The 19,727-nt window shown below is 36.8% G+C and carries 23 protein-coding genes and 4 tRNA genes; 19 read left to right on the forward strand and 8 right to left on the reverse strand.

Going from position 1 to position 19,727, the window contains the following annotated elements; translation table 11 throughout:
• The first annotated feature begins 104 nt into the window (after positions 1-104).
• From ilvC to IP358_RS08065, 3 genes are read left to right on the forward strand one after another with little or no spacing between them, the layout of a single operon-like run.
• Complete coding sequence (ilvC, locus tag IP358_RS08055; protein WP_006802943.1) at positions 105-1,130, forward strand: ketol-acid reductoisomerase; 1,026 nt, start codon at positions 105-107, stop codon at positions 1,128-1,130.
• A 7-nt stretch (positions 1,131-1,137) separates the two neighbouring features.
• Entirely contained in the window at positions 1,138-1,332 is a 195-nt protein-coding gene (locus tag IP358_RS08060; RefSeq protein ID WP_006802942.1) for a hypothetical protein, read from the forward strand.
• Between the two features lie 20 nt (positions 1,333-1,352).
• Positions 1,353-1,655 (forward strand): hypothetical protein, encoded by a 303-nt coding sequence (locus tag IP358_RS08065; RefSeq protein WP_148401147.1) that lies wholly within the window; start codon positions 1,353-1,355, stop codon positions 1,653-1,655.
• A 98-nt stretch (positions 1,656-1,753) separates the two neighbouring features.
• On the opposite strand, the gene IP358_RS08070 is transcribed toward IP358_RS08065, so the two are convergent.
• The 5 genes from IP358_RS08070 to IP358_RS08090 all read right to left on the reverse strand — a co-directional run bounded on the left by IP358_RS08070 (position 1,754) and on the right by IP358_RS08090 (position 3,186).
• Positions 1,754-1,830 (reverse strand) — tRNA-Asp (locus tag IP358_RS08070).
• A gap of 5 nt (positions 1,831-1,835) precedes the next feature.
• A tRNA-Val gene (locus IP358_RS08075) sits at positions 1,836-1,911 on the reverse strand.
• Positions 1,912-1,937: 26 nt separating this feature from the next.
• Positions 1,938-2,012: transfer RNA gene (locus tag IP358_RS08080), tRNA-Glu, on the reverse strand.
• Positions 2,013-2,024: 12 nt separating this feature from the next.
• A tRNA-Lys gene (locus tag IP358_RS08085) sits at positions 2,025-2,100 on the reverse strand.
• A gap of 42 nt (positions 2,101-2,142) precedes the next feature.
• On the reverse strand, positions 2,143-3,186 hold the full coding sequence (locus IP358_RS08090) for a CinA family protein (RefSeq protein ID WP_006802941.1): 1,044 nt from the start codon (positions 3,184-3,186) through the stop codon (positions 2,143-2,145).
• A 76-nt stretch (positions 3,187-3,262) separates the two neighbouring features.
• On the opposite strand from IP358_RS08090, the gene ppk2 reads away from it, so the two are divergent.
• From ppk2 to IP358_RS08115, 5 genes are all read left to right on the forward strand, one after another.
• Positions 3,263-4,165, forward strand: a complete 903-nt coding sequence (ppk2, locus tag IP358_RS08095; protein WP_006802940.1) for a polyphosphate kinase 2 — start codon at positions 3,263-3,265, stop codon at positions 4,163-4,165.
• A 191-nt stretch (positions 4,166-4,356) separates the two neighbouring features.
• The gene (locus tag IP358_RS08100) at positions 4,357-5,394 is read left to right on the forward strand and encodes a glycosyltransferase family 8 protein (protein ID WP_248613416.1); all 1,038 of its coding nucleotides are present in this window, start codon (positions 4,357-4,359) and stop codon (positions 5,392-5,394) included.
• 95 nt (positions 5,395-5,489) lie between these two features.
• On the forward strand, positions 5,490-5,879 hold the full coding sequence (locus IP358_RS08105) for a twin-arginine translocation signal domain-containing protein (RefSeq protein ID WP_006802938.1): 390 nt from the start codon (positions 5,490-5,492) through the stop codon (positions 5,877-5,879).
• A complete protein-coding gene (locus IP358_RS08110; RefSeq protein ID WP_006802937.1) occupies positions 5,876-7,555 on the forward strand; it encodes an FAD-binding oxidoreductase in 1,680 nt (559 codons plus the stop codon). The genes IP358_RS08105 and IP358_RS08110 overlap by 4 nt, the downstream gene beginning before the upstream one ends.
• Positions 7,552-7,983, forward strand: a complete 432-nt coding sequence (locus IP358_RS08115) for a c-type cytochrome (RefSeq protein ID WP_040498733.1) — start codon at positions 7,552-7,554, stop codon at positions 7,981-7,983. The genes IP358_RS08110 and IP358_RS08115 overlap by 4 nt, the downstream gene beginning before the upstream one ends.
• Before the next feature lie 13 nt (positions 7,984-7,996).
• Here the strand turns inward: IP358_RS08115 and IP358_RS08120 are convergent, their stop codons facing one another.
• Complete coding sequence (locus IP358_RS08120; protein WP_006802935.1) at positions 7,997-9,253, reverse strand: glutamate-5-semialdehyde dehydrogenase; 1,257 nt, start codon at positions 9,251-9,253, stop codon at positions 7,997-7,999.
• A gap of 140 nt (positions 9,254-9,393) precedes the next feature.
• Between IP358_RS08120 and IP358_RS08125 the strand changes: the two genes are divergently transcribed.
• Together IP358_RS08125 and IP358_RS08130 are read left to right on the forward strand one after the other, a co-directional pair.
• The gene (locus IP358_RS08125; protein ID WP_006802934.1) at positions 9,394-10,059 is read left to right on the forward strand and encodes a bacteriohemerythrin; all 666 of its coding nucleotides are present in this window, start codon (positions 9,394-9,396) and stop codon (positions 10,057-10,059) included.
• Between the two features lie 7 nt (positions 10,060-10,066).
• Positions 10,067-11,812: a flagellar assembly protein A gene (locus tag IP358_RS08130; protein WP_006802933.1), complete on the forward strand. Its 1,746-nt coding sequence runs from the start codon at positions 10,067-10,069 to the stop codon at positions 11,810-11,812.
• A 15-nt stretch (positions 11,813-11,827) separates the two neighbouring features.
• Here the strand turns inward: IP358_RS08130 and hisF are convergent, their stop codons facing one another.
• The gene (gene hisF / locus IP358_RS08135) at positions 11,828-12,619 is read right to left on the reverse strand and encodes an imidazole glycerol phosphate synthase subunit HisF (protein ID WP_006802932.1); all 792 of its coding nucleotides are present in this window, start codon (positions 12,617-12,619) and stop codon (positions 11,828-11,830) included.
• Between the two features lie 100 nt (positions 12,620-12,719).
• Between hisF and trpS the strand changes: the two genes are divergently transcribed.
• From trpS to IP358_RS08170, 7 genes are all read left to right on the forward strand, one after another.
• A complete protein-coding gene (gene trpS, locus IP358_RS08140; protein WP_006802931.1) occupies positions 12,720-13,715 on the forward strand; it encodes a tryptophan--tRNA ligase in 996 nt (331 codons plus the stop codon).
• Positions 13,715-14,326 (forward strand): dethiobiotin synthase, encoded by a 612-nt coding sequence (gene bioD / locus IP358_RS08145; RefSeq protein WP_006802930.1) that lies wholly within the window; start codon positions 13,715-13,717, stop codon positions 14,324-14,326. The genes trpS and bioD overlap by 1 nt, the downstream gene beginning before the upstream one ends.
• Positions 14,327-14,406: 80 nt before the next feature.
• Positions 14,407-14,958 (forward strand): DUF507 family protein, encoded by a 552-nt coding sequence (locus IP358_RS08150; RefSeq protein ID WP_006802929.1) that lies wholly within the window; start codon positions 14,407-14,409, stop codon positions 14,956-14,958.
• Positions 14,958-16,103, forward strand: coding sequence for a glutamine-hydrolyzing carbamoyl-phosphate synthase small subunit (gene carA, locus IP358_RS08155; protein WP_006802928.1), 1,146 nt, complete (start codon positions 14,958-14,960; stop codon positions 16,101-16,103). Before IP358_RS08150 ends, carA begins: the two co-directional genes overlap by 1 nt.
• 5 nt (positions 16,104-16,108) lie before the next feature.
• On the forward strand, positions 16,109-17,293 hold the full coding sequence (locus IP358_RS08160) for an aminotransferase class I/II-fold pyridoxal phosphate-dependent enzyme (RefSeq protein WP_006802927.1): 1,185 nt from the start codon (positions 16,109-16,111) through the stop codon (positions 17,291-17,293).
• Positions 17,280-17,924, forward strand: coding sequence for a pimeloyl-ACP methyl esterase BioG family protein (locus IP358_RS08165; protein ID WP_006802926.1), 645 nt, complete (start codon positions 17,280-17,282; stop codon positions 17,922-17,924). The genes IP358_RS08160 and IP358_RS08165 overlap by 14 nt, the downstream gene beginning before the upstream one ends.
• Entirely contained in the window at positions 17,924-18,667 is a 744-nt protein-coding gene (locus IP358_RS08170) for a methyltransferase domain-containing protein (protein WP_006802925.1), read from the forward strand. The genes IP358_RS08165 and IP358_RS08170 overlap by 1 nt, the downstream gene beginning before the upstream one ends.
• Here the strand turns inward: IP358_RS08170 and IP358_RS08175 are convergent.
• Positions 18,651-18,968 (reverse strand): rhodanese-like domain-containing protein, encoded by a 318-nt coding sequence (locus IP358_RS08175; RefSeq protein ID WP_006802924.1) that lies wholly within the window; start codon positions 18,966-18,968, stop codon positions 18,651-18,653. The two genes, IP358_RS08170 and IP358_RS08175, sit on opposite strands and share 17 nt — an antisense overlap.
• A gap of 94 nt (positions 18,969-19,062) precedes the next feature.
• On the opposite strand from IP358_RS08175, the gene IP358_RS08180 reads away from it, so the two are divergent.
• On the forward strand, positions 19,063-19,311 hold the full coding sequence (locus IP358_RS08180) for a tetratricopeptide repeat protein (RefSeq protein WP_006802923.1): 249 nt from the start codon (positions 19,063-19,065) through the stop codon (positions 19,309-19,311).
• Complete coding sequence (locus IP358_RS08185; RefSeq protein ID WP_006802922.1) at positions 19,302-19,703, forward strand: CiaD-like domain-containing protein; 402 nt, start codon at positions 19,302-19,304, stop codon at positions 19,701-19,703. The genes IP358_RS08180 and IP358_RS08185 overlap by 10 nt, the downstream gene beginning before the upstream one ends.
• The last annotated feature ends 24 nt before the right edge of the window (positions 19,704-19,727 follow it).

The following is a 19,727-nucleotide window of genomic DNA, read 5'->3' on the forward strand; positions in this document are numbered from 1 at the left end:
CACCTTAAGAATTTTCAAGTTGGAATCCAGCAGGCAAAGTATCAACTAAGGAAAAATGCAATATAATCGCCAATCTTACATTTTACTTAAACAAGGTGTTTGCTATGGCATTAAAAGTATTTTATGACAAAGATTGTGATTTAGGACTCATTCAAAAGAAAAAAGTTGCCATTATCGGCTTTGGCTCTCAAGGACACGCCCACGCGGAGAATTTGCGAGATTCAGGTGTAGAAGTAGTTATTGGACTTTACAAAGGTGGCAGAAGCTGGAGCAAAGCAGAAGCTAAAAACTTCAAAGTCTTAGAAGTTGGCGAAGCAACAAAATGGGCAGATTTGATTATGATTCTAATCCCTGATGAACTTCAAGCTGATGTGTTTGAACGCGACATTGCTCCACATTTAGCAGAAGATAAAATTATTGCCTTTGGACACGGCTTTAATATTCACTTTGGACAAATCAAGGCTCCAAAAGGCGTGGGAGTAATAATGGTAGCCCCAAAAGCTCCTGGTCACACGGTTAGAAGCGAGTTTGTGCGCGGTGGTGGAATCCCTGATTTAATCGCAGTGGAACAAGACACAAGCAAAGGCGATGCAAAGGCGATCGCACTAAGTTATGCGAGTGCTATTGGTGGCGGACGCAGTGGAATTATAGAGACAACTTTCAAAGACGAAACAGAAACCGATCTTTTTGGTGAGCAAGCAGTGCTTTGTGGGGGAGTTAGCAGCCTTGTAAAAGCAGGATTTGAAACACTAGTGGAAGCTGGATACCCTGAAGAAATGGCATACTTTGAGTGCTTACACGAACTAAAATTGATTGTGGATTTAATGTATCAAGGTGGGCTTGCAGATATGCGCTATTCTATTTCAAACACCGCAGAATATGGAGATATGGTAAGCGGTCCGCGTGTAATTAATGCGGAATCTAAAAAAGCTATGCAAGCAATCCTAAAAGACATACAAGAAGGGCGTTTTGCAAAAGACTTTATTTTAGAGCGAAAAGCAGGCTATGCAAGAATGAATGCAGAGCGTAAAAACCTAGCAAATCACCCTATTGAAAAAGTTGGTGAACGCCTAAGGGCAATGATGCCTTGGATTGGTGCTGGAAAACTAGTAGATAAAAATAAAAATTAAGCAAATAATGAAATACAAGCCTGACTTGCTAACCTTAGAGCGTATCGCACTCACTTGCCAAGAAGCACTTAAAAATAAACCAAGAATCTTTATCGCTCTTAGTGGATTACCGGGGAGCGGAAAAAGCACTCTTGGAGGTTATATCCGCAAAAATGGCTTAAATACAGGGGGGGGGGGGCAAAATTCTATCCTTATGAAATAGCAGTTATTGATGATAATGTGATGAGTCTAAATTTATTTGTAATCCGCCCCAAAATAAAATTCAAATTAGACAACATAGCGCAAAGAGATAACTTAAAGCCTTTTTTAAGACTCTTACCACCTTATGTAAAAATCGTATTCTGCATAGGCTCTAGCATACATCGCCTTGATAAAGCAGATATTTTTATCTATTTAGATACCAAAGAAGAAGTCCGAAAAACGCGCCTATTACAAAGGGAGGAAAATAATAAGAATTATTTAGAATTATGCGCAGCCTCATCTGTTTTAATTTTGCCCCACAAATTCAAAATCATAATACAATAAGCTGCGCCATATATTTTTCTAATTAATTTAAAAAGACAGCCAAAGCTCAAAAATATTAAAAACAGAAGCTACTAAAGATTTAAATAAAATTCAAGAAGTGGCGGAGCGGACGGGGCTCGAACCCGCGACCCCCTGCGTGACAGGCAGGTATTCTAACCAACTGAACTACCGCTCCAAAAGTGGTGGTCGCTATAAGACTCGAACTTATGACATCCACCTTGTAAGGGTGGCGCTCTACCAACTGAGCTAAGCGACCAAGAAAGATTAAATAAAAAATAAAAGTGGTGACTCCTAGGGGATTCGAACCCCTGTAGCCACCGTGAAAGGGTGGTATCCTAACCGTTAGATGAAGGAGCCACTTTTATTTAGTGGTGACCCGCGTTGGATTCGAACCAACGGCCCATTCCTTAAAAGGGAATTGCTCTACCGACTGAGCTAGCGGGTCGCTAAAAAGGAAGTGTAATTATAGAGATTTAAAGCATAAAAGTCAATAGTTTTTAAAAAAAATTCTTAAAAACAATAAATATGCGTATAAAGTTGCCTGCTCTTGAATAAAATTCCTATCCCCACTAAAATGCAACCGCTCAATAATTTCTAATCCCTCAATACTTTTTGCTCCGATATACACGGTGCCAACTGGCTTACTTGCACTCCCCCCACTAGGTCCTGCAACTCCACTTGTTGCAAGCGCAAAATCTGATCCAGAGAGTTTAAGCGCGCCATTAAGCATATCACGCACTACTGCTTCACTTACTGCTCCAAACTGCGCTAAATTTTGCGCCTCTACGCTTAACCACTCTTCTTTAATTACATTTGCATAACTAATCACACCACCATCAAAAACTGCACTTGCGCCACTTTGACGCGTCAGCGTAGTAGCAATTAGCCCACCTGTGCAACTCTCAGCACTTGTGATTTTAAGATTTCTTTTCTCTAAAAGCTCAATCACGCTTCTAGCTAAATCAAATGTTAAAAAAATCTTCTCCCCAAATGCTTCTTTAACTGCCAACCTAAAACCTTGCAAATCCCCATTTCTAGCACTCAAAACACCTAAATGGGATTGTGTATTTAGCGCATTTACACATACTCCAAAATCCTTTGCAATCCCTCCTAGAAGCATTTGTGCTGAAGTTGCATCAACCCCCAAAGGATAAAGATACAAAAAAGATTCCATATTTTCACCAACAACACTAAAAAGCTGTGTCAATTCTTGCTGTGCTGCATTTTGTAAATCTAGCAAAATAACTTGTAATTGCGCATTTTCTACACAAATTACATTGTTAGATTCCATTCTTTTATTAGATATTAAAAACGCCTGCAAAATATCATCAAACATTTCTTTTGGAGCAATAATTAAACATTTGCTGTATATGTTTAATCTCTCTTGGATACTACCAAAAATATCTTTGACTTCTTGTAAATAAAAAATGGAATCCAAAACCCCAAACATTGTCCTAGCAGTATTTTGAACATATTGATTTAAAGGCGCGAAATCACGGTAATTCTCACCCACACAAATTAAAAGATTCAAATTTTTCCTTTTTGTTTTATTTTTAATCCTTGTATGGTAGAATTTTAGCTATTTTAAGCTAAATTTGGAGGAAATTATGAGCAAAACTTTAGTGGTGCGCCCAGAAGATGAAAAACCAGGCGAAGTTTATAACGACAAAGGCAAGATCAATAAAAAATTCTATGAAAAAGAAATCGTAAAGTTACAAATTGAACTCATCAAACTACAAAACTGGGTCAAAAAACACCAAAAGAAGATTATCATCATTTTAGAAGGGCGTGATGCAGCTGGAAAAGGTGGAACAATCAAGGCTTTAAGGGAGCATTTAAATCCGCGTGGAGCGCGCGTTGTTGCGCTTCAAAAACCTAGCGATGTAGAAAAAACACAATGGTATTTTCAACGCTACATTGATGAGTTGCCAAATGGCGGTGAGATTGTGTTTTTTGACCGAAGTTGGTATAACCGCGCAGGCGTAGAAAAGGTTATGGACTTTTGCACAAACGAGCAATACAAAGAGTTTATTATTCAAGTCTCCCACCTAGAACAAATGCTAATTGAAAGTGGCTATATTCTCTTTAAATTTTTCTTAGATGTGGGCAGGGAAGAGCAAAGAAAGCGTATTGAAAGCCGCAAAGATGAACCACTAAAACGCTGGAAATTAAGCCCTATTGATGAACTTTCTTTAAACTTGTGGGACGAATACACAGAAGCGTTTGAAAAAATGTTTTCACGCACACATACGCCTTTTGCTCCGTGGTTAATTGTAGATTCCAATGACAAAAAACGCGCTAGAATTAATCTTGCTAGAATTTTGCTCTCCAAAATTGATTATGAAGACAAGGACGCAGAAAATGTTTGCTTGCTAGCAGATCCGGGCGTTGTGTCTTATTATTCTAGTGTCAAAATGTTTTCAAGTGACGCAAATAGAGAAATAGGTAACAAAGATGCAGAAAAAGCAAAGAGCAAAAAAGAGAAGAAAAAGAAAAAAGATAAAGAGTAGTCTAAAAGCTAGAATAATCTAAAAAGGAGATATATACAAGAAACTTACCCCATTATTTTAAGCTCTGATGAAAATTACATTAAATATGCAAGTGTGCTAATTACAAGTATCATTTATAACACTAACAAGCAAAAAATGAAGGGGGGGGGGGGCATAATAAGCCTTATTGCTTCCATATTTTAAGCGATTTTATTGCAGATTCCACACAACAAAAGCTTCAAAATCTCCAAAGGAAACTTTCTAAAATCTATCCCCTAGAAATCAAGCTTCATCTTTGCAGTAATGCAGAATTTACTCACTTAAATGCGCTTAATGGCAACCATTTAACCTATTATCGCTTATTCCTTACTAGGTTTATAAAGGATAAGAAGGCGTTGTATTTAGATGTGGATATGCTAGTTTTAAAGGATTTGCGAGAAATTTTTGCCATAGATTTAGAAGGTAAAATTTGTGGCGCGGTGCTTGACTACAAAGCAAATCGCATTTTAGAGCCAAAAAACAAAGCTCTTCCAATGCTAAATCTTTCAAAGGATTATTTTAATGCTGGCTTACTCTTAATAGATTTAGAAAAATGGAAATCTCAAAAGTTGGAATCCAAGCTCATAGAAACCCTAAATCAATACCATTGCAAAGAACACGACCAAAGTGCCTTAAATGTGGTTTTAAAAGATAAGATTAAAATTTTACCACTATCTTGGAATACTCTAGTGTATTATTATGTTAATGCAAAAGCCTGTGATGATACAAAAAATTTTAATCTTTTTTATACGCGCAAGGATTTAAATAAAGCTTTAAAAAATCCCCATATTTTACACTATTATCTAGGCTTTAAGCCTTGGAATGATGATAAGATATATACAGATATAAAAGGGGAATTTTTGGGAGAGCATTGGTGGAATATGGTAGAAAAAACGCCCGAATTTAAAGATATGATAATACCTTTAAAAACCAAAGCTAGCAAAAAAGCAAAACTTCAAGTGTCTTTAGGATACACTTTATTGACTTTTGCGCGTTACAAGCTTTATTTTTTGATTCCTTTTTACGCACTTTTAAATTCCAACTCCTATAAGGAAATCCCAAAAGATTACTATAATCTTAGTTTTGAAATTGGCAAAGAAGCTTTAAAAGCAAAGCAAAAGGGCAGGGGTAGAGTGTGGTTACTGCCTTTTAAGGTAATCAATCTTATGAAAAGATTTCAACTAGAAAAATCCCTAAGAGAATCTTGCTAGTTATCAGCGCAATTTAAGTTCTAGCTTCTATAATTTCAAGCGCATTTAGTTAAATATTTTTTAACTTTCTGTAATCCAACAACACAAGGAGTTGTATGTCTAAAATCTCCCGTAGAAATTTCCTAAAAAGCTCTGCTGTTGTTGCTTTTGGAATCTCTAATTTAGACGCAAAAATGTTAGATTTTTCAAAGCAAAGCCAAGAAAACATTAAAGCAACATATTTCATTAAAGACTTAATGTGTAATGGCGATTTTAGCAACATACAAGCAGATAAGGCTTTAGAGGTTAATGGCGATATTCGTGCGATTTATAGCGATTTAAAAACCGCATTTCAAAGTAAGGCAATTATTGCAAGCATAAGCACAGAAGCAACCTTTTTTGTCCTTAGCACAATGGCAGCAGATTATGGGTTGCGTGTGGCTTATAATGCAAAAAATAATGGAGTGCGCACTTGGGTGCTTACACCAAAAGGAGTTAAACTATGATTTTACCAATAGATGTTAAAGAAAACGATTTTCTAGCCGCTTGTAAAGAGTTTGAAAAGGCAATAGGCAAGGAATGGGTTTTTAAAAGTGAAGAAGATTTGGGATTATATCGCGATGCTTATAGTCCGCAATGGGACGATGCTGATGAGCCTATCCCATCACTTGCCCTAGCTCCAAAAAGCACTGAAGAAGTGCAAACAATCGTAAAAATTGCTAATAAATATAAGATTCCACTTTTTCCTATCTCCACAGGTAAAAATCTAGGCTATGGAAGCTCCGCGCCACAAAGAAGGGGCGATGTTATTGTGGATTTAAAGCGTATGAATAAAATCATTGAAGTTGATGATAAGCGTAATTTCTGTATTGTTGAGCCGGGCGTTAGCTATTTTGACCTTTATGAATATGTAGAACGCAATAATTTAAATGTCTTTTTAGATATTCCAGATCCAGGCTGGGGATCTCCTGTAGGCAATGCTCTAGATCACGGCTGGGGATATAGCTATGGAATGTATAGAGACCACTTTGGCTCACATTGTGGAATGGAAGTCGTGTTAGCAAATGGAGAGATTTTGCGCACAGGTATGGGGGCGTTGCCCGGAGCAAAAACATTTGCAGAAAACAAATACGGCTATGGTCCTTATGTAGATGGACTCTTCTCTCAATCAAACTTTGGAATCGTAACTAAAATGGGTTTTTGGATGATGCCAAAACCTGAGCATTATTTACTTCTTTCTTTAACAATGAAACATAGAGATGACTTAATCCCGGCTGTTGAAATTCTAAATTACTTAGAGGATAGCTTTATTGTCGGTTGGCCTCTTTATCGCAGTCCTTTAAATCCTCCACACGGTAAAGCAATGGATCCAGAGTTAAAAAGCTATCTCACCTCCAAAAAAGGCTTGCCGGATTTAAACAAAATCCAAAACTATGCTTTAAATAAAAACATTCCTTATTGGCAAATTGATATTCCCATTTATGGTTGTAAAGACACTTGCTATGCAAATATGAATTACATTAAAGAGCGTTTTAAGGTTGTCAAAGACGCTGAAATTAAAGTCGTGCAAGAGTTTTCACTCCCATTAAATGCGGAGCAAAAAACACAACTTAAACATAAAGTAAGCTTAGGGATTCCAAATATGGAGATTTTCTGGCTTAGCACAAGGGGTGAAGCTACCACCCCAAGCGATGGACATGTATGGTTCTCCCCTATTATTCCACGCGATGGGAAAGAGTTACTAAAATGCCAAGATGTGTATATCCAAGTTTTCCACGATTTGGGAATGGAATCGCCAATTACACCATTTGCTCACCCTAGAAGCTGGATGTATCGGGCTTTTTGCTTTATGTTAGCTTTTGGTAATTCACGCACTGACCCAGAGCATAATCTAAAGCTCCGCCAAGCATATCGCACTATGGTTAGGGTTGCAGCAGAAAATGGCTGGGGCGATTATCGTGCCGCACCAACTTTCCAAGATGATGTCATGGGTGCGTATTCTTTCAACAACAATGCTTTATTGCGTTTTAATGAACAACTTAAAGATTGCATTGATCCAAATGGAATCCTAGCTCCTGGGCGTGGTGGAATCTATCCGAAAAACGCAAGATCGCAACGCTTTGCTAATAGCAAACTTGATGAGATTACTCTAAAAAATTTAAAACAAGGGGATAAAAAATGAAAAAGCTAATTCTTGTTACACTTGCTTTAGTCTATCTAGCGCACGCAGATTCTTTTAAAGAATGGCTGCCAAAGGGTAAGAGCGTGGGAGCTTTTGAATATATGCCAAATACTCCACACTCTCCAGCGGCATTTTCATCTGTGGATGCAAAAAAACTCACCAAATCCCAAAGAAAAGGGCAGCAAATTTATAGCAAATGGTGTCAGCCTTGCCACGGTGTAGGAATGCCCGGAACCAATGCGCTTGCTGTTGCCTATCAAGGGCTTGGAATCCCGGCTATGCTGGAAGAACGCACAGATTTAACACCTGATTTAGTTAGCACATTTGTGCGTTACGGCAAACACTCTATGCCATTTTTTCGCAAAACAGAAATTAGTGATGAAGAGTTAAAATTCTTAGGTGATTATTTGGGACGCAACGCCAAATAGAATTTGACTTGCTCTAGCGCACTTGATAGTTTCCGCGAATCTTGTATTTATAACTCGTTAGCGATTCTACGCCCATAGGACCACGGGCGTGGAGTTTTGAAGTAGAGATTCCAACTTCAGCCCCATAACCAAACTCCCCACCATCACTAAAGCGCGTAGAAGCATTGACATATACACAAGCAGAATCTACTGCATTTAAAAACTCTTCAATCACGCTATAATCTTCACCTAAAATCGCCTCACTATGCCCACTGCTAAAAGTGTTAATATGCTCTAATGCACCGCTTAAGCCCTCCACAACACGCAAGTTTAAAATATTCTCCCCATATTCCCTATGATATTCGCTTAAAGAAATTGGCTCACACTCAATGTTAGATTCCTTTAAAATTTCACAACTTCTAGCACAGCCCCTTAAAAGCGTGCCTTTTTCACGCAATTCCCTTGCCACTTTTGGCAAAAATTCTTCTGCAAAGCTGGAATCTAAAAGCAAGGTTTCACACGCATTGCACACGCTAGGACGGGAAGTTTTTGCATTAACAATCACAGAAATTGCGCTCTCTTGCTTGCAAGTGTGATGTGCAAAAATATGGCAAACCCCCTTATCTTGCTTAATCACAGGAATCCTTGCATTCTCACTTACAAAACTAATCAAGCCCTCTCCGCCGCGTGGAATTACTAAATCAATTAGCCCCTTAGCATTTAAAATCTCTTTTAACTCATCGCGATTTTTCATAGATGGAAGTAACACCATACAATCTTTAGACAACCCAAACTCCCCTAAAACTTTATAAAACACTTCCATAATCGCTTCATTACTATTTTGTGCTTCCTTGCCTCCCTTTAGAATGCAAGCATTTCCACTTTTAAAACAAAGAGCTGCTACATCACTTGTTACATTAGGGCGCGACTCATAAATCACGGCTATCACGCCTAATGGAACACTTATTTTTTCAATCTTTAAATCACAATGATTACTAAAACCGCCTATTACCTTATTTAATGGATCTGGAAAATCTGCAATTTGCCGCAAAGATTCCGCCATATTTGCTAACTTTTTAGAATCCAACTCCAAACGCTCTAGCATTGAAGCGCTTAAATTTAAGCTCTTAGCTAGTTCTAAATCTTTTGTGTTTGCCTTAAGAATTTTAGATTCCATCTTTAATAGCACTTCGGCACATTTGCGCAAAAACTCTTTGCGAATATCGTGCGGAAGTGTAGATAGCACCCTTTTTGCCACCTGTGTTTTTTGGAGTTGCTCTTGTAAAGACATAGTGTTTCCTTAATTTTAAATAGCACATTATAACGCACAAAATAAATTTTCTATTCTAAAACTAATTTTAAAACATTAAGCATTATAATTGTGCTTTAAAAAATAGATTCCAACTTATAAATTCTAGCTTAGGGGCAAAAGTGTTAGAGTGGAACGAAGAGTTTAGCATCAAAAATCAGCATTTAGATGAACAGCACAAAAAATTTATGCAGCAAATCTCTGATGCGCTAGAGCTTACAAAATACACAGGTGATGACAAATCTCAAAAGCTTGAAAAACAAATGAATGAAGTTATTAGTAGCTCGCAAGAACATTTTAAAGCCGAAGAAACCTATATGCAACACATTGGCTATCCTTTTTTAAACAAGCACAAAACCTTGCACAGAGAACTTGTTTCTAATGTCTCAATGCTAATGATGGAATTAGAAGAAGCCGATAATTGTGCGCAAGAATTTTATATCTGTTTGAAAAACTGGCTTATTGATCATATTTTAGTAGAAGATAAACAAATTGAAAGCTACCGCAATCGCTTACACGACATAAAAGAGATTCCATATAGCCTAGAGCAAAGAACAAAAATCCTAGCAGAACGCGCTGATGTGGCAAATGAGCCTACACATAAATACATTTGTCTCTGCCATTTAAAAGAGTTTCAAGTTTGCGATTCTTTACATAAAATTATGCAAGAAGAAAGCACCTTTATCCGTTGCAAAACTTGCAAACAACCACTAATTTACCGAGATTTAAGGCTAGATGATGAAGATAATTTTGAAGCCTTAGCCAAGCAATATTTTAAGCAATTTTAGGAATCCTATGCAGTTTCAACCCCGTGGTTTTAGAGTATTTAATGATGTTACAAACTTGCGCAATACACTTTTACAACTCCAAAAAAAAGTCGGTAAAGAAATTGACTTTTATCTTTTGGATTTTCGCACATTTTACAGCAAAAAAGGTGAAAACAAATACAAACCTGTAAATGATTTAAGCCTTTTTTCTAAAAACGCAAATTTTATTGCCAATATTGATATTAAGCAAACCTATAAAATTGAAGTGTGTAAAAAATCCCAAAAGCCAGAACGCACCTTTGGTTTTAAGCTTTTTACTGACGAAAGCACGATTTTACGCGCTGTGCTTTTGTGTAATAATAAAATCAAATATCACGATTCCATTAAAAATGAAATCTACCAAGAACTCTATAAAACAATGGCTTTACAAGGCTACCTTATAGGAATTAGGGAATACAATAAACTCTCCCAACAAATTGATGCTTTTATTTTTGTCTTAAAACAAGGCAAAATTGCTCCAAAACTCACGCTAAATATCGGTGTTGGCGTAGCAAGCACAGAAGGAAAAGATGGCGTTTTAGAGTGCCTTTACACACTTCAAGAGGATACCACACAACAACCAATAGACTCTTTTTGCCCCCGTGTTTGCGTGCAAGCTGTGCATAAAGGTGATGAGATTTTTACCTATACCAAGCCTATTAGCGGACAAATTGGACGGAATCTAAAAGGCGAGTTTATCCCCATTAGAAGCATTACTACAAATGCCATTCAAACTGATACTAGCATTCGCGCAAGAAGCGATTCTAACATTATCAAATACCAAGCCACGAAAGATGGCTTTTTAAAAGAAATTAAGCCCTTTTGCTACATTATAAGCGATGAGCTAACCACTGCAAAAAACGATTCCAACTCTGCAACGCCCAAGCAAGAATCCCTAAACATTGATGGACAAACACATAGCAATGCAAAAATCCAAACCGATATAGCCTTTATCGGCTCTCATCGCGGAGAGATTAAAGCGCACACGGTTGTTATTGATGTGCTAGAAAAAGGCTCTGTTGAAGCAAAAGTGGCTTATATCAACAGCACGCTAGGTGGAAAAATCATCGCAGATTATATTTATATTAAAGATGTGCGCTCTTATAATGAAATCTATCCGCGTTTTAGCCTTGTTGTGGATAATATTTTAGGTGAGCATAACACCTTTGAGCTAAACCCATCAAAATTTGCTTTTACAAGGCGTGATCGCATAGAATATGTAATGCTATCAGATCAAATCAAAATCCGCTTGCGCCACTTAAAAAAGCAAATGGATGAAGTGTATGCTTATTTGTTAGCAAGTCAAGGAAAAGCTCATAAAATCCAACACGATGCTGAAGAAAAACCAGAAGAAAAACTTCCTAAAAATCTACAATGTATCGTAGAACAATACGAAAAAGCCCTTGAACAATACAAGCATTTGCTCAAAGAATACAAAGACATCATTAATCTTTACTACACAAATGAAATCCGTTTAAAAGGCATTGATGAGGGTGCTCTTTTGGCAAAAATGATTATCCGCGGTGAAATCTCAGAACCAGAAACTATGGTGAAGTTTAAAGCCTATGCTGGAAAACACGAAGAAACTTTAAAAACTATTCTTAGCCAAGCTACCCCAGCACGCTTCTTTGAAGTAGAAAAAGAAGGGGATTTTTTTCGCCTAAGAAGCCACCAAGAATACAATCCGGAGCTATTAAACTGGATTGAAGAAAAACGCCCACAAAAAGAATCTTAAATTTTAAATTCTAACTTACTCTCTAATTACAATTCCATTTGTTTTTAAAAACTTTTTTAATTCCTTAATGTTAATCTCTTGATAATGAAAGATTGAAGCTGCCAGTGCTGCATCTGCTCCACTTTCAAAAGCTTGCAAAATATGCTCCATACTTCCAGCCCCCCCACTTGCAATTAGCGGAATCCCCACGCTACTAGAAACCGCTTGAAGCTGCTTTAAATCATAGCCACTTTTAGTTCCATCGCAATCCATACTTGTTAGCAAAATCTCTCCAGCCCCCCTATCATAAGCTTCCTTAGCCCATTCTAGCAAATCAATTCCTGTAGGATTCCGCCCTCCGTGCGTGTAAATCTCCCACCCTCCATTTAGCTTGTGTTTTGGATTCCATCTTGCATCCATTGCCGCCACAATACATTGCGAACCAAAGCGTTTTGCGCCTTGCGTGATTAAATTGGGATTTTTAATTGCCGCAGAATTAAGGCTAATCTTATCACAACCCACATTTAGCAAATCATACATTTGCTCTAAACTTGCAATTCCACCACCAACGGTTAGGGGAATAAACACTTCTTTTGCCACTTGTTCAACCATTTGCAAGGTTGTTTTTCTAGCTTGAATAGTTGCTGTAATATCTAAAAAGGTGATTTCATCTGCACCTTCATCGTTATAACGCTTTGCCACCTCAACAGGATTCCCTGCATCTTGAAGCCCTAGAAAATTCACCCCCTTTACCACACGCCCATCTTTAATATCAAGGCAAGGAATAATACGCCTTGCAAGTCTATCTTGTATTTTGCTTTTCTCCATCATTCCATTTCTTTCATAATTTTTTACAATCTTAACAAATTGTGCTTTAAAACAATGCTTTTTGTTATAATTCCGTCTCATTTTATTCTTAAGGATTCTTATGCAAACACAAAAAGCGCGTGTCTTTTCTGGTATTCAGCCCACTGGTAATATCCATTTAGGCAATTATTTGGGTGCTGTTAAAAACTGGGTGGATCGCCAAGATTCTTATGAAAATATTTTTTGCGTGGTTAATTCTCACGCAATTACGATTCCACAAGATCCAAAAACACTTAAAGAAAAAACCTATGATTTATGCGCAATGTTACTTGCTTGCGGGATTGATCCCAAAAAATCCACACTTTTTATTCAATCGCAAGTGCAAGAACACACTTCTTTAGCTTGGCTTTTAACTTGTATCACACCTATGGGAGACTTAAGCCGTATGACGCAATTTAAGGATAAAAGCCAAAAGAATCCTAAAAGCATTTTTGCAGGGCTTTTTAATTATCCTAATTTAATGAGCGCGGATATTTTGCTTTATAAGGCTAAGTTTGTGCCTGTGGGTGAAGACCAGAAGCAACATATTGAGCTAGCGCGTGATACAGCAATGCGTTTTAATCGCGATTATGGAGAGATTTTTGTTGTGCCTGAACCTTTGATTATGCAAGAAGGGGCTAGGATTATGGGGCTAGATGATCCAACTAAAAAGATGAGTAAAAGCTCAAGTGATAAGCCAAATCATTCTATTGCTTTAATTGATGAGCCTGATGTGATTTTAAAAAAGATTAAAAAGGCAACAACAGATAGTGAAGGCATCATCGCCTTTGATAAAGAACGCGCGGGAGTGTTTAATTTACTAACTATTTATCAATGCTTTTGCAAACAAGATAAAGTAAGCATTGAAGCAGAGTTTAGCGGTAAGGGATATGGAATCTTGAAAGAAAGGGTTGCTGAAGCGGTGATTGAAGGCTTGCGTCCCATTCGTGAAATGTATTCTAAATTGATTATGGAACAGGATTATTTACATAAAATCTTAGAAGAAGGCACGCAAAACGCCCAAGCAATCGCTAGTGCAACTTATAAAGAAGCCAAAGAAAAAATGGGGCTAATTTAGTGCAAATTTTCATTGCTGGAAGCCATACAGATGTTGGTAAAACTGCTGTGAGTGCCGCACTTTGCTATGCTTTTGATTTAGAGTATTTTAAGCTTGTGCAAGCTGGGATTCCACAAGATTGTGATAGGGTTAAAACTCTCTCTCCAAAAACCAAAATCCACACTAATGGAATCACCTTACAAACGCCTGCAAGCCCACATATTGCAATGCAAAAGGAGGGGGTTTTTTATAAAGGGCTAGAAATTCCGCTCCCAAAGGCGCGAAATCTCTTAGTTGAGAGTGCAGGGGGGCTTTTTACTCCGCTTGATTTAAAAATGTGTATGATTGATTATTTAGAAGCCTCTAAACTCCCTTGTGTGCTTGTTGGGGGATATTATTTAGGGGGCATTAATCATATTTTATTAAGCTTGAAAGCCCTAGAAGCGCGTGGGATTCCGCTTTTGTGTTTAATAATTAGTGGAGATCAAAATCCACAAATGGATTCCTTTATTGCAAAATATGCAAAGATAAACATTGCACACTTTCCTAATTTTTATGATACTAAGAGTTTTGAAAGCCAAACACAAGCATTAAAACAAGAAATAATGGCTTTCAAAATTTTTAATCTCTAAAGCTTAAGTAAGCCTTACTTTAAGACACAAAACGCTACAATAGCAAAAATTTATCAAAATATTTACACAAAGGCACGCTTATGAAATTTAGACTTGCACACGCACCTTATATCGCAAATAAAATTGCCCTAGATTTATCCACTTGTGGCTTTGTCAGTATTTTACACGGACTTGAAAGCATTGCCAAAGTTGCAGAACAATACATTTCCCAAGATATTCAAGAAGAAGCTCGCATTGAAGAAAAAGCTAGAGATTTACTAGAAGAAAATTTAGATGAGATTGAGTTTATGCAAGCTGATGAACACCAACTTTTCTGGCGCATTAAGAAAAAACTTGCAGAAAATGAAAACTTTATTTTGAACTTTGAAGATCGCTACAACAACCTTGCACACAAAATCTTAAATGAACTTTTTGAAGAAGACTTGATTGACTCTGCCACTTCTGAGACACGCATTGTTAATGTAATCTTTAAAGCCATTAATGGCTATTCAAAAATTTATAGTGAAATTGAAGATATTGTCCAAGAACGCATTGCAAATTATAAGCGCAAAATCATTTTTGGAAGCGAAGAGTATGAATTAATTTTTGATAAACTTTACCAAGAGGAACTCAAAAAGAAAGGATTCTTATAATGCAAACTTTTTTAAAAAATGCTTGGATTTACCTAGAAAATGGAATGTTTTTTCAAGCAAAAAGTTTTGGAGCTGAAATGACGAGTGTAGGAGAACTCGTTTTTAACACTTCCCTAACAGGCTATCAAGAAATCACCACAGATCCAAGCTATGCAGGGCAATTTGTATGCTTTACAATGCCAGAAATTGGAATTGTAGGCGCAAATTCACAAGATATGGAAAGTTGCGGAATCTTTGCTAAAGGAATCTTGTGTCGCCACTACAATGAAAATTACTCAAATTTTCGTGCAACAGAGAGTTTAAGCGCATTTCTTAAACGCCACAATACAATGGGGATTTGCAAAATTGATACGCGCCTTTTAACAAAAACACTGCGTGAAGAAGGCGCAATGATGATGGTAGCTTCAACAGAAGTTTCAGACAAGGAAACATTAAAAAAAATTTTACAAAACAGCCCAAGAATTGAAGAAATTAACTACATTAAAGAAGTTAGCACAAAAGCTCCTTATCAACACACAAATGGAAATTTTGACTTTTCTATAATGAAATACTCCACCCCTAACACACAAAGAAAAATCCTAGCCATTGACTTTGGAATCAAGCGAAGCATTTTAAATCAGCTTGTAAGTGCTGGATTTAGCGTAGAAGTGATTCCCCATAGCTTTAACGCACAAGAGCTTATTGCGCGTTTTGCAAAAAGAGAATTTGATGGAGTCTTTTTGTCTAATGGACCCGGAGATCCACAAGTTTTAACCCAAGAAGTTGCTAGCATTAAAGCCCTAATTGACGCTAGAATTCCTCTATTTGCGATTTGTTTAGGACATCAGCTTTTATCTCTTGCGCAAGGCTATCCCACTTATAAGCTAAAGTTTGGACACCACGGCGGAAATCATCCTGTGAAAAACTTACTCACAAATCAGGTTGAAATCACCGCGCAAAATCACAATTATTCTGTGCCAGAATCCATTGTAGAAATCGCAGAAGTAACACATCGCAATCTTTTTGATAACACCATTGAAGGAGTGCGTTATAAAAATGCTCTAATTTGTTCTTTTCAACATCACCCAGAAGCCGGACCGGGACCTTTAGAGTCTGCCGCTCTTTTTAAGGAATTTTCAAAGCTTCTAGATAGCGCAAACACATAGCAATAATGCACTCTCTACATGCCAAAGCCTTAGCGCATTTGGAAAACTTAAAAAAGGATTCCAACTTCCGCTCTCTAGCTCCACAAAAACACAATGGCGCAAGGTTAATCACTAAAGATTCCACGCTTTTAAATCTAGCAAGCAACGATTATTTGGGCTTATCTAGCAATGCAGATTTTAATGCACACTTTTTGGATTCCACATTATTTAAAGAACATTGCCATTTTAGCGCGTCTTCTTCACGCCTACTTAGTGGAAACTTTGAAATTTATAGCCTACTAGAAGCGCATTTAAAAACGCTTTTTAACAAAGAAGCTTTGCTCTTTAATAGCGGTTACCACGCAAATGTTGGAATCCTAAATGCACTAAATACACTCAATGTGCTTTTTGTCGCGGATAAATCCATTCACGCAAGCCATATTGATGGACTAAAGGACTTTAAAAAGCCACATTTAAAACGCTTTTCTCATAATAATATGGAATCTTTAGAATCCTTACTTGCGCAAAATACAGAGCATTATGATGCGATTTTAATTTTAAGCGAAGGGCTTTTTAGTATGGAAGGCGATTTTGTACCTATACAAAAACTTGTGGATTTAAAAAAGAAATTTAAAAATGTGCATTTATATATTGATGAAGCCCACAGCATTGGAAGTTTTGGCAAAAATGGGCTAGGGCTTTGCAAACATTTAGATTTGCTAGAACACATTGATTTTTTAATTTTAACCTTTGGCAAAGCCCTATCATCTATGGGAGCTTGTGTGCTATGTAATGCTACTTTTAAGAATTATTTTATAAACACCGCGCGTTCTCTTATCTACTCTACTGCCCTGCCCTCTGTTAATCTTGCGCGCACATTTTTTGCTTTTTTAGAGCTTCCCAAACTAGAAGCACAAAGGACGCATTTAGAAAATTTAAGCAAACATTTTAAAGCTCTCTTGCAACAAAAGCTAGATTATGAAGTTTTGGGCGATTACAACATTATAAGCCTAGTTTTAAAAGAGAATGCAAAGGCGGTGCATTTTTCTAAAATGCTTGCAACAAAAGGCTATTTTGCCCCAGCAATTAAAACACCAAGCGTGCCACCAAATAAAGCCCTTTTACGCTTTTCACTCACTGCAAATATGGAATCTAAGCCTTTAGAAAACTTAGTAAAAGTGCTAGAAAAGATAGCCTATGCAACTTTATAAATCTTATAACAACACGCAAGAAGTTTTCTTAATCTTTGGTGGATTTGCTTCACATTTTAGCCATTTTGAACCATTTTTTAGAGATTATATTCTTCTTTATAATTACACACATTTAGATTTTAACGCGCTTGTAAATTCCCTAAATGCCTTGCCAAAGGATTGCAAAATCACACTCATTGCCTTTTCTATGGGTGTTTTTGTAGCGCGCATTTTTCTAAGCACGCACGCTTTTAAGCCCCACAAAGCTATTGCCATTAATGGCACAGAATATGGAATCCAAAACAACTATGGAATCCCCCTAACACTTTTTAAACGCACACATCAGCAATTTTTAAAGCATAAAGACCTAGCAATTACGCAATTTAAAAGTAATCTTTTTGGAGAACATTTAGATAAGGCACGAAATTTTAGCTTTTTGGATTCCAACTTTTTATGCGATGAACTTGCCTTTTTTATGGAATCTTGCGCCAAACATAGCACTCTTTTAGAGCCAATTACTTGGGATTTTGCTCTTATTTCAACGCGAGATTTAATCTTTAACCCGCAAGCACAGCGCGCATTTTGGGGCGGGAGAACAAACATTGTAGAGCTTAATGCGCCACATTTTGCCTTTTTTAGCTGGAAGTTTTAATGATCCACAAAGATTGCATACAAAAGAGATTCCAAACTTCTAAAGCCACTTACAAACAAAGTGCGAAAATCCAAAATGCAATGCAAAAAACCTTGCTTGCCCTTTTCAAAAAACACACACCAAATAACTTAGAATCTGTTTTGGAGCTTGGTTGTGGTAATGGGGATTTTAGCAAGAAAATTATGGAATCGTTTTTGTGTAAAGATTATTACGCGCTAGATTTGGTAGATTTTTCTAGTGATTTTGTGGATTCTAACATTTGCTTTTTACAAGGGGATTTTGAACATTTGGATTCCATTTTACCAAACTTAAATTTTAACTGCATACTCTCTAATGCGGCACTGCAATGGAGCAATCAGCGCGCCTTACTTCCACAATTAAGCCAAAGATTAAAGCCAAATGGAATCTTATTATTTAGCACCTTTGGAACAAATAACTTCAAAGAGCTAAAAGAGTTGTTTTGTTTGAGTCTTGATTATTTAAATTTACAAGATTATCCCAAGCTTTTAGAAAATTGTGAAATTTTAGATTCCTTTGAATCCACACAAACTTTACACTTTGATAGCTCTTTAAATGTCTTTAAACACTTTCAAAACACAGGCGTTAATGCGCTAAAGCAGAATTTCACACTCACAAAAGCACATTTAAAAGCATATGAAACAAGATTCCAAAACACCCTAACTTATCACATTCTTTTTATTTGCGCAAAACTAACAAGAACAAAACTCACAGACAAGAGCTAATCTCTTCATCTAAAAAATAGATATTTGCAAAACCGCTATTAACTAAATCACTCCCCAGCAAAGATACCGTGTGCCCGCTGTAACAATTTAATAAAATCTTTTTATCCACATTGTTTTTTAAAAGCGTTTGGAGTTCTTCTTGCGTTGTGAGATTAACTGCCCCTTGCAAATGCCCCTCCATAAAGTCTAGTGGCATTCTAATATCCACAATTATCCAATCCTTTGCGCCAATAACCTTTGGCAAGTCTTCTTTAAAAATTGCTCGCGCTAGACTTTGATGATTTTTTCCATAAGCTTGCATTAGATTCCTTTTCAATGTTTTTATTTAAAGTATATTTCACATTAACACAATAACTCTTAAATTATGCTAGAATATCGGCTTTAAAAGGTGCGTTATGAAAACTCTAACTCTTGCTAGCATTTACGAAATCCAAGGGCATCGCCACGAAGCTGCGGAGATTTATCAAGCCATTTTAGAAAAAGACCCTAGCAACGCAGAAGCAAAAATCGCATTAAAACGCCTAGTTAGCAATCGCAAAAACTACGGCAAAGCAAATGAAGATATGCTAAATTTATTTATCCAAATGGATAGCAATGTGGAATTTAACGAATTTGAAAGGTGGTTATTGCAATTATGGAATTAAAAGAAGCGATTTTACAAACCTTAGCTGAAATTGATACAAATGCAGAATCTATGGAATCCAAACCCGCTTTTGAAGCACCCAAACTTGAACGCGATGCGCTTTTAGATATACTTCCCACAGAACAAACCACCAAAAACACGGATATGCAAAGCCCTTATGCACGCAAAATTGAAAAACTAGATTTTAAAAATACAGAAGAATTAAAAACACTTCTTAGCAAACAATATTTAGAAGAAGAAAAGTTTTTAAACGCACTGCAAGAAAGAATCCTTGTGCTATTTGAAGGCTTACAATCTCCAAATAACCGCAATATAGAAAATAAAGTAGATATGATTCTAAACTTTTTAGAATATACGCTAGCTATTATTGATGAAAAAAAGAGCCAAAGATGAAAAAAAAATTATTATTTACTTTTG

Source organism: Helicobacter winghamensis ATCC BAA-430 (assembly GCF_028751035.1).
Taxonomy (GTDB): domain Bacteria; phylum Campylobacterota; class Campylobacteria; order Campylobacterales; family Helicobacteraceae; genus Helicobacter_D; species Helicobacter_D winghamensis.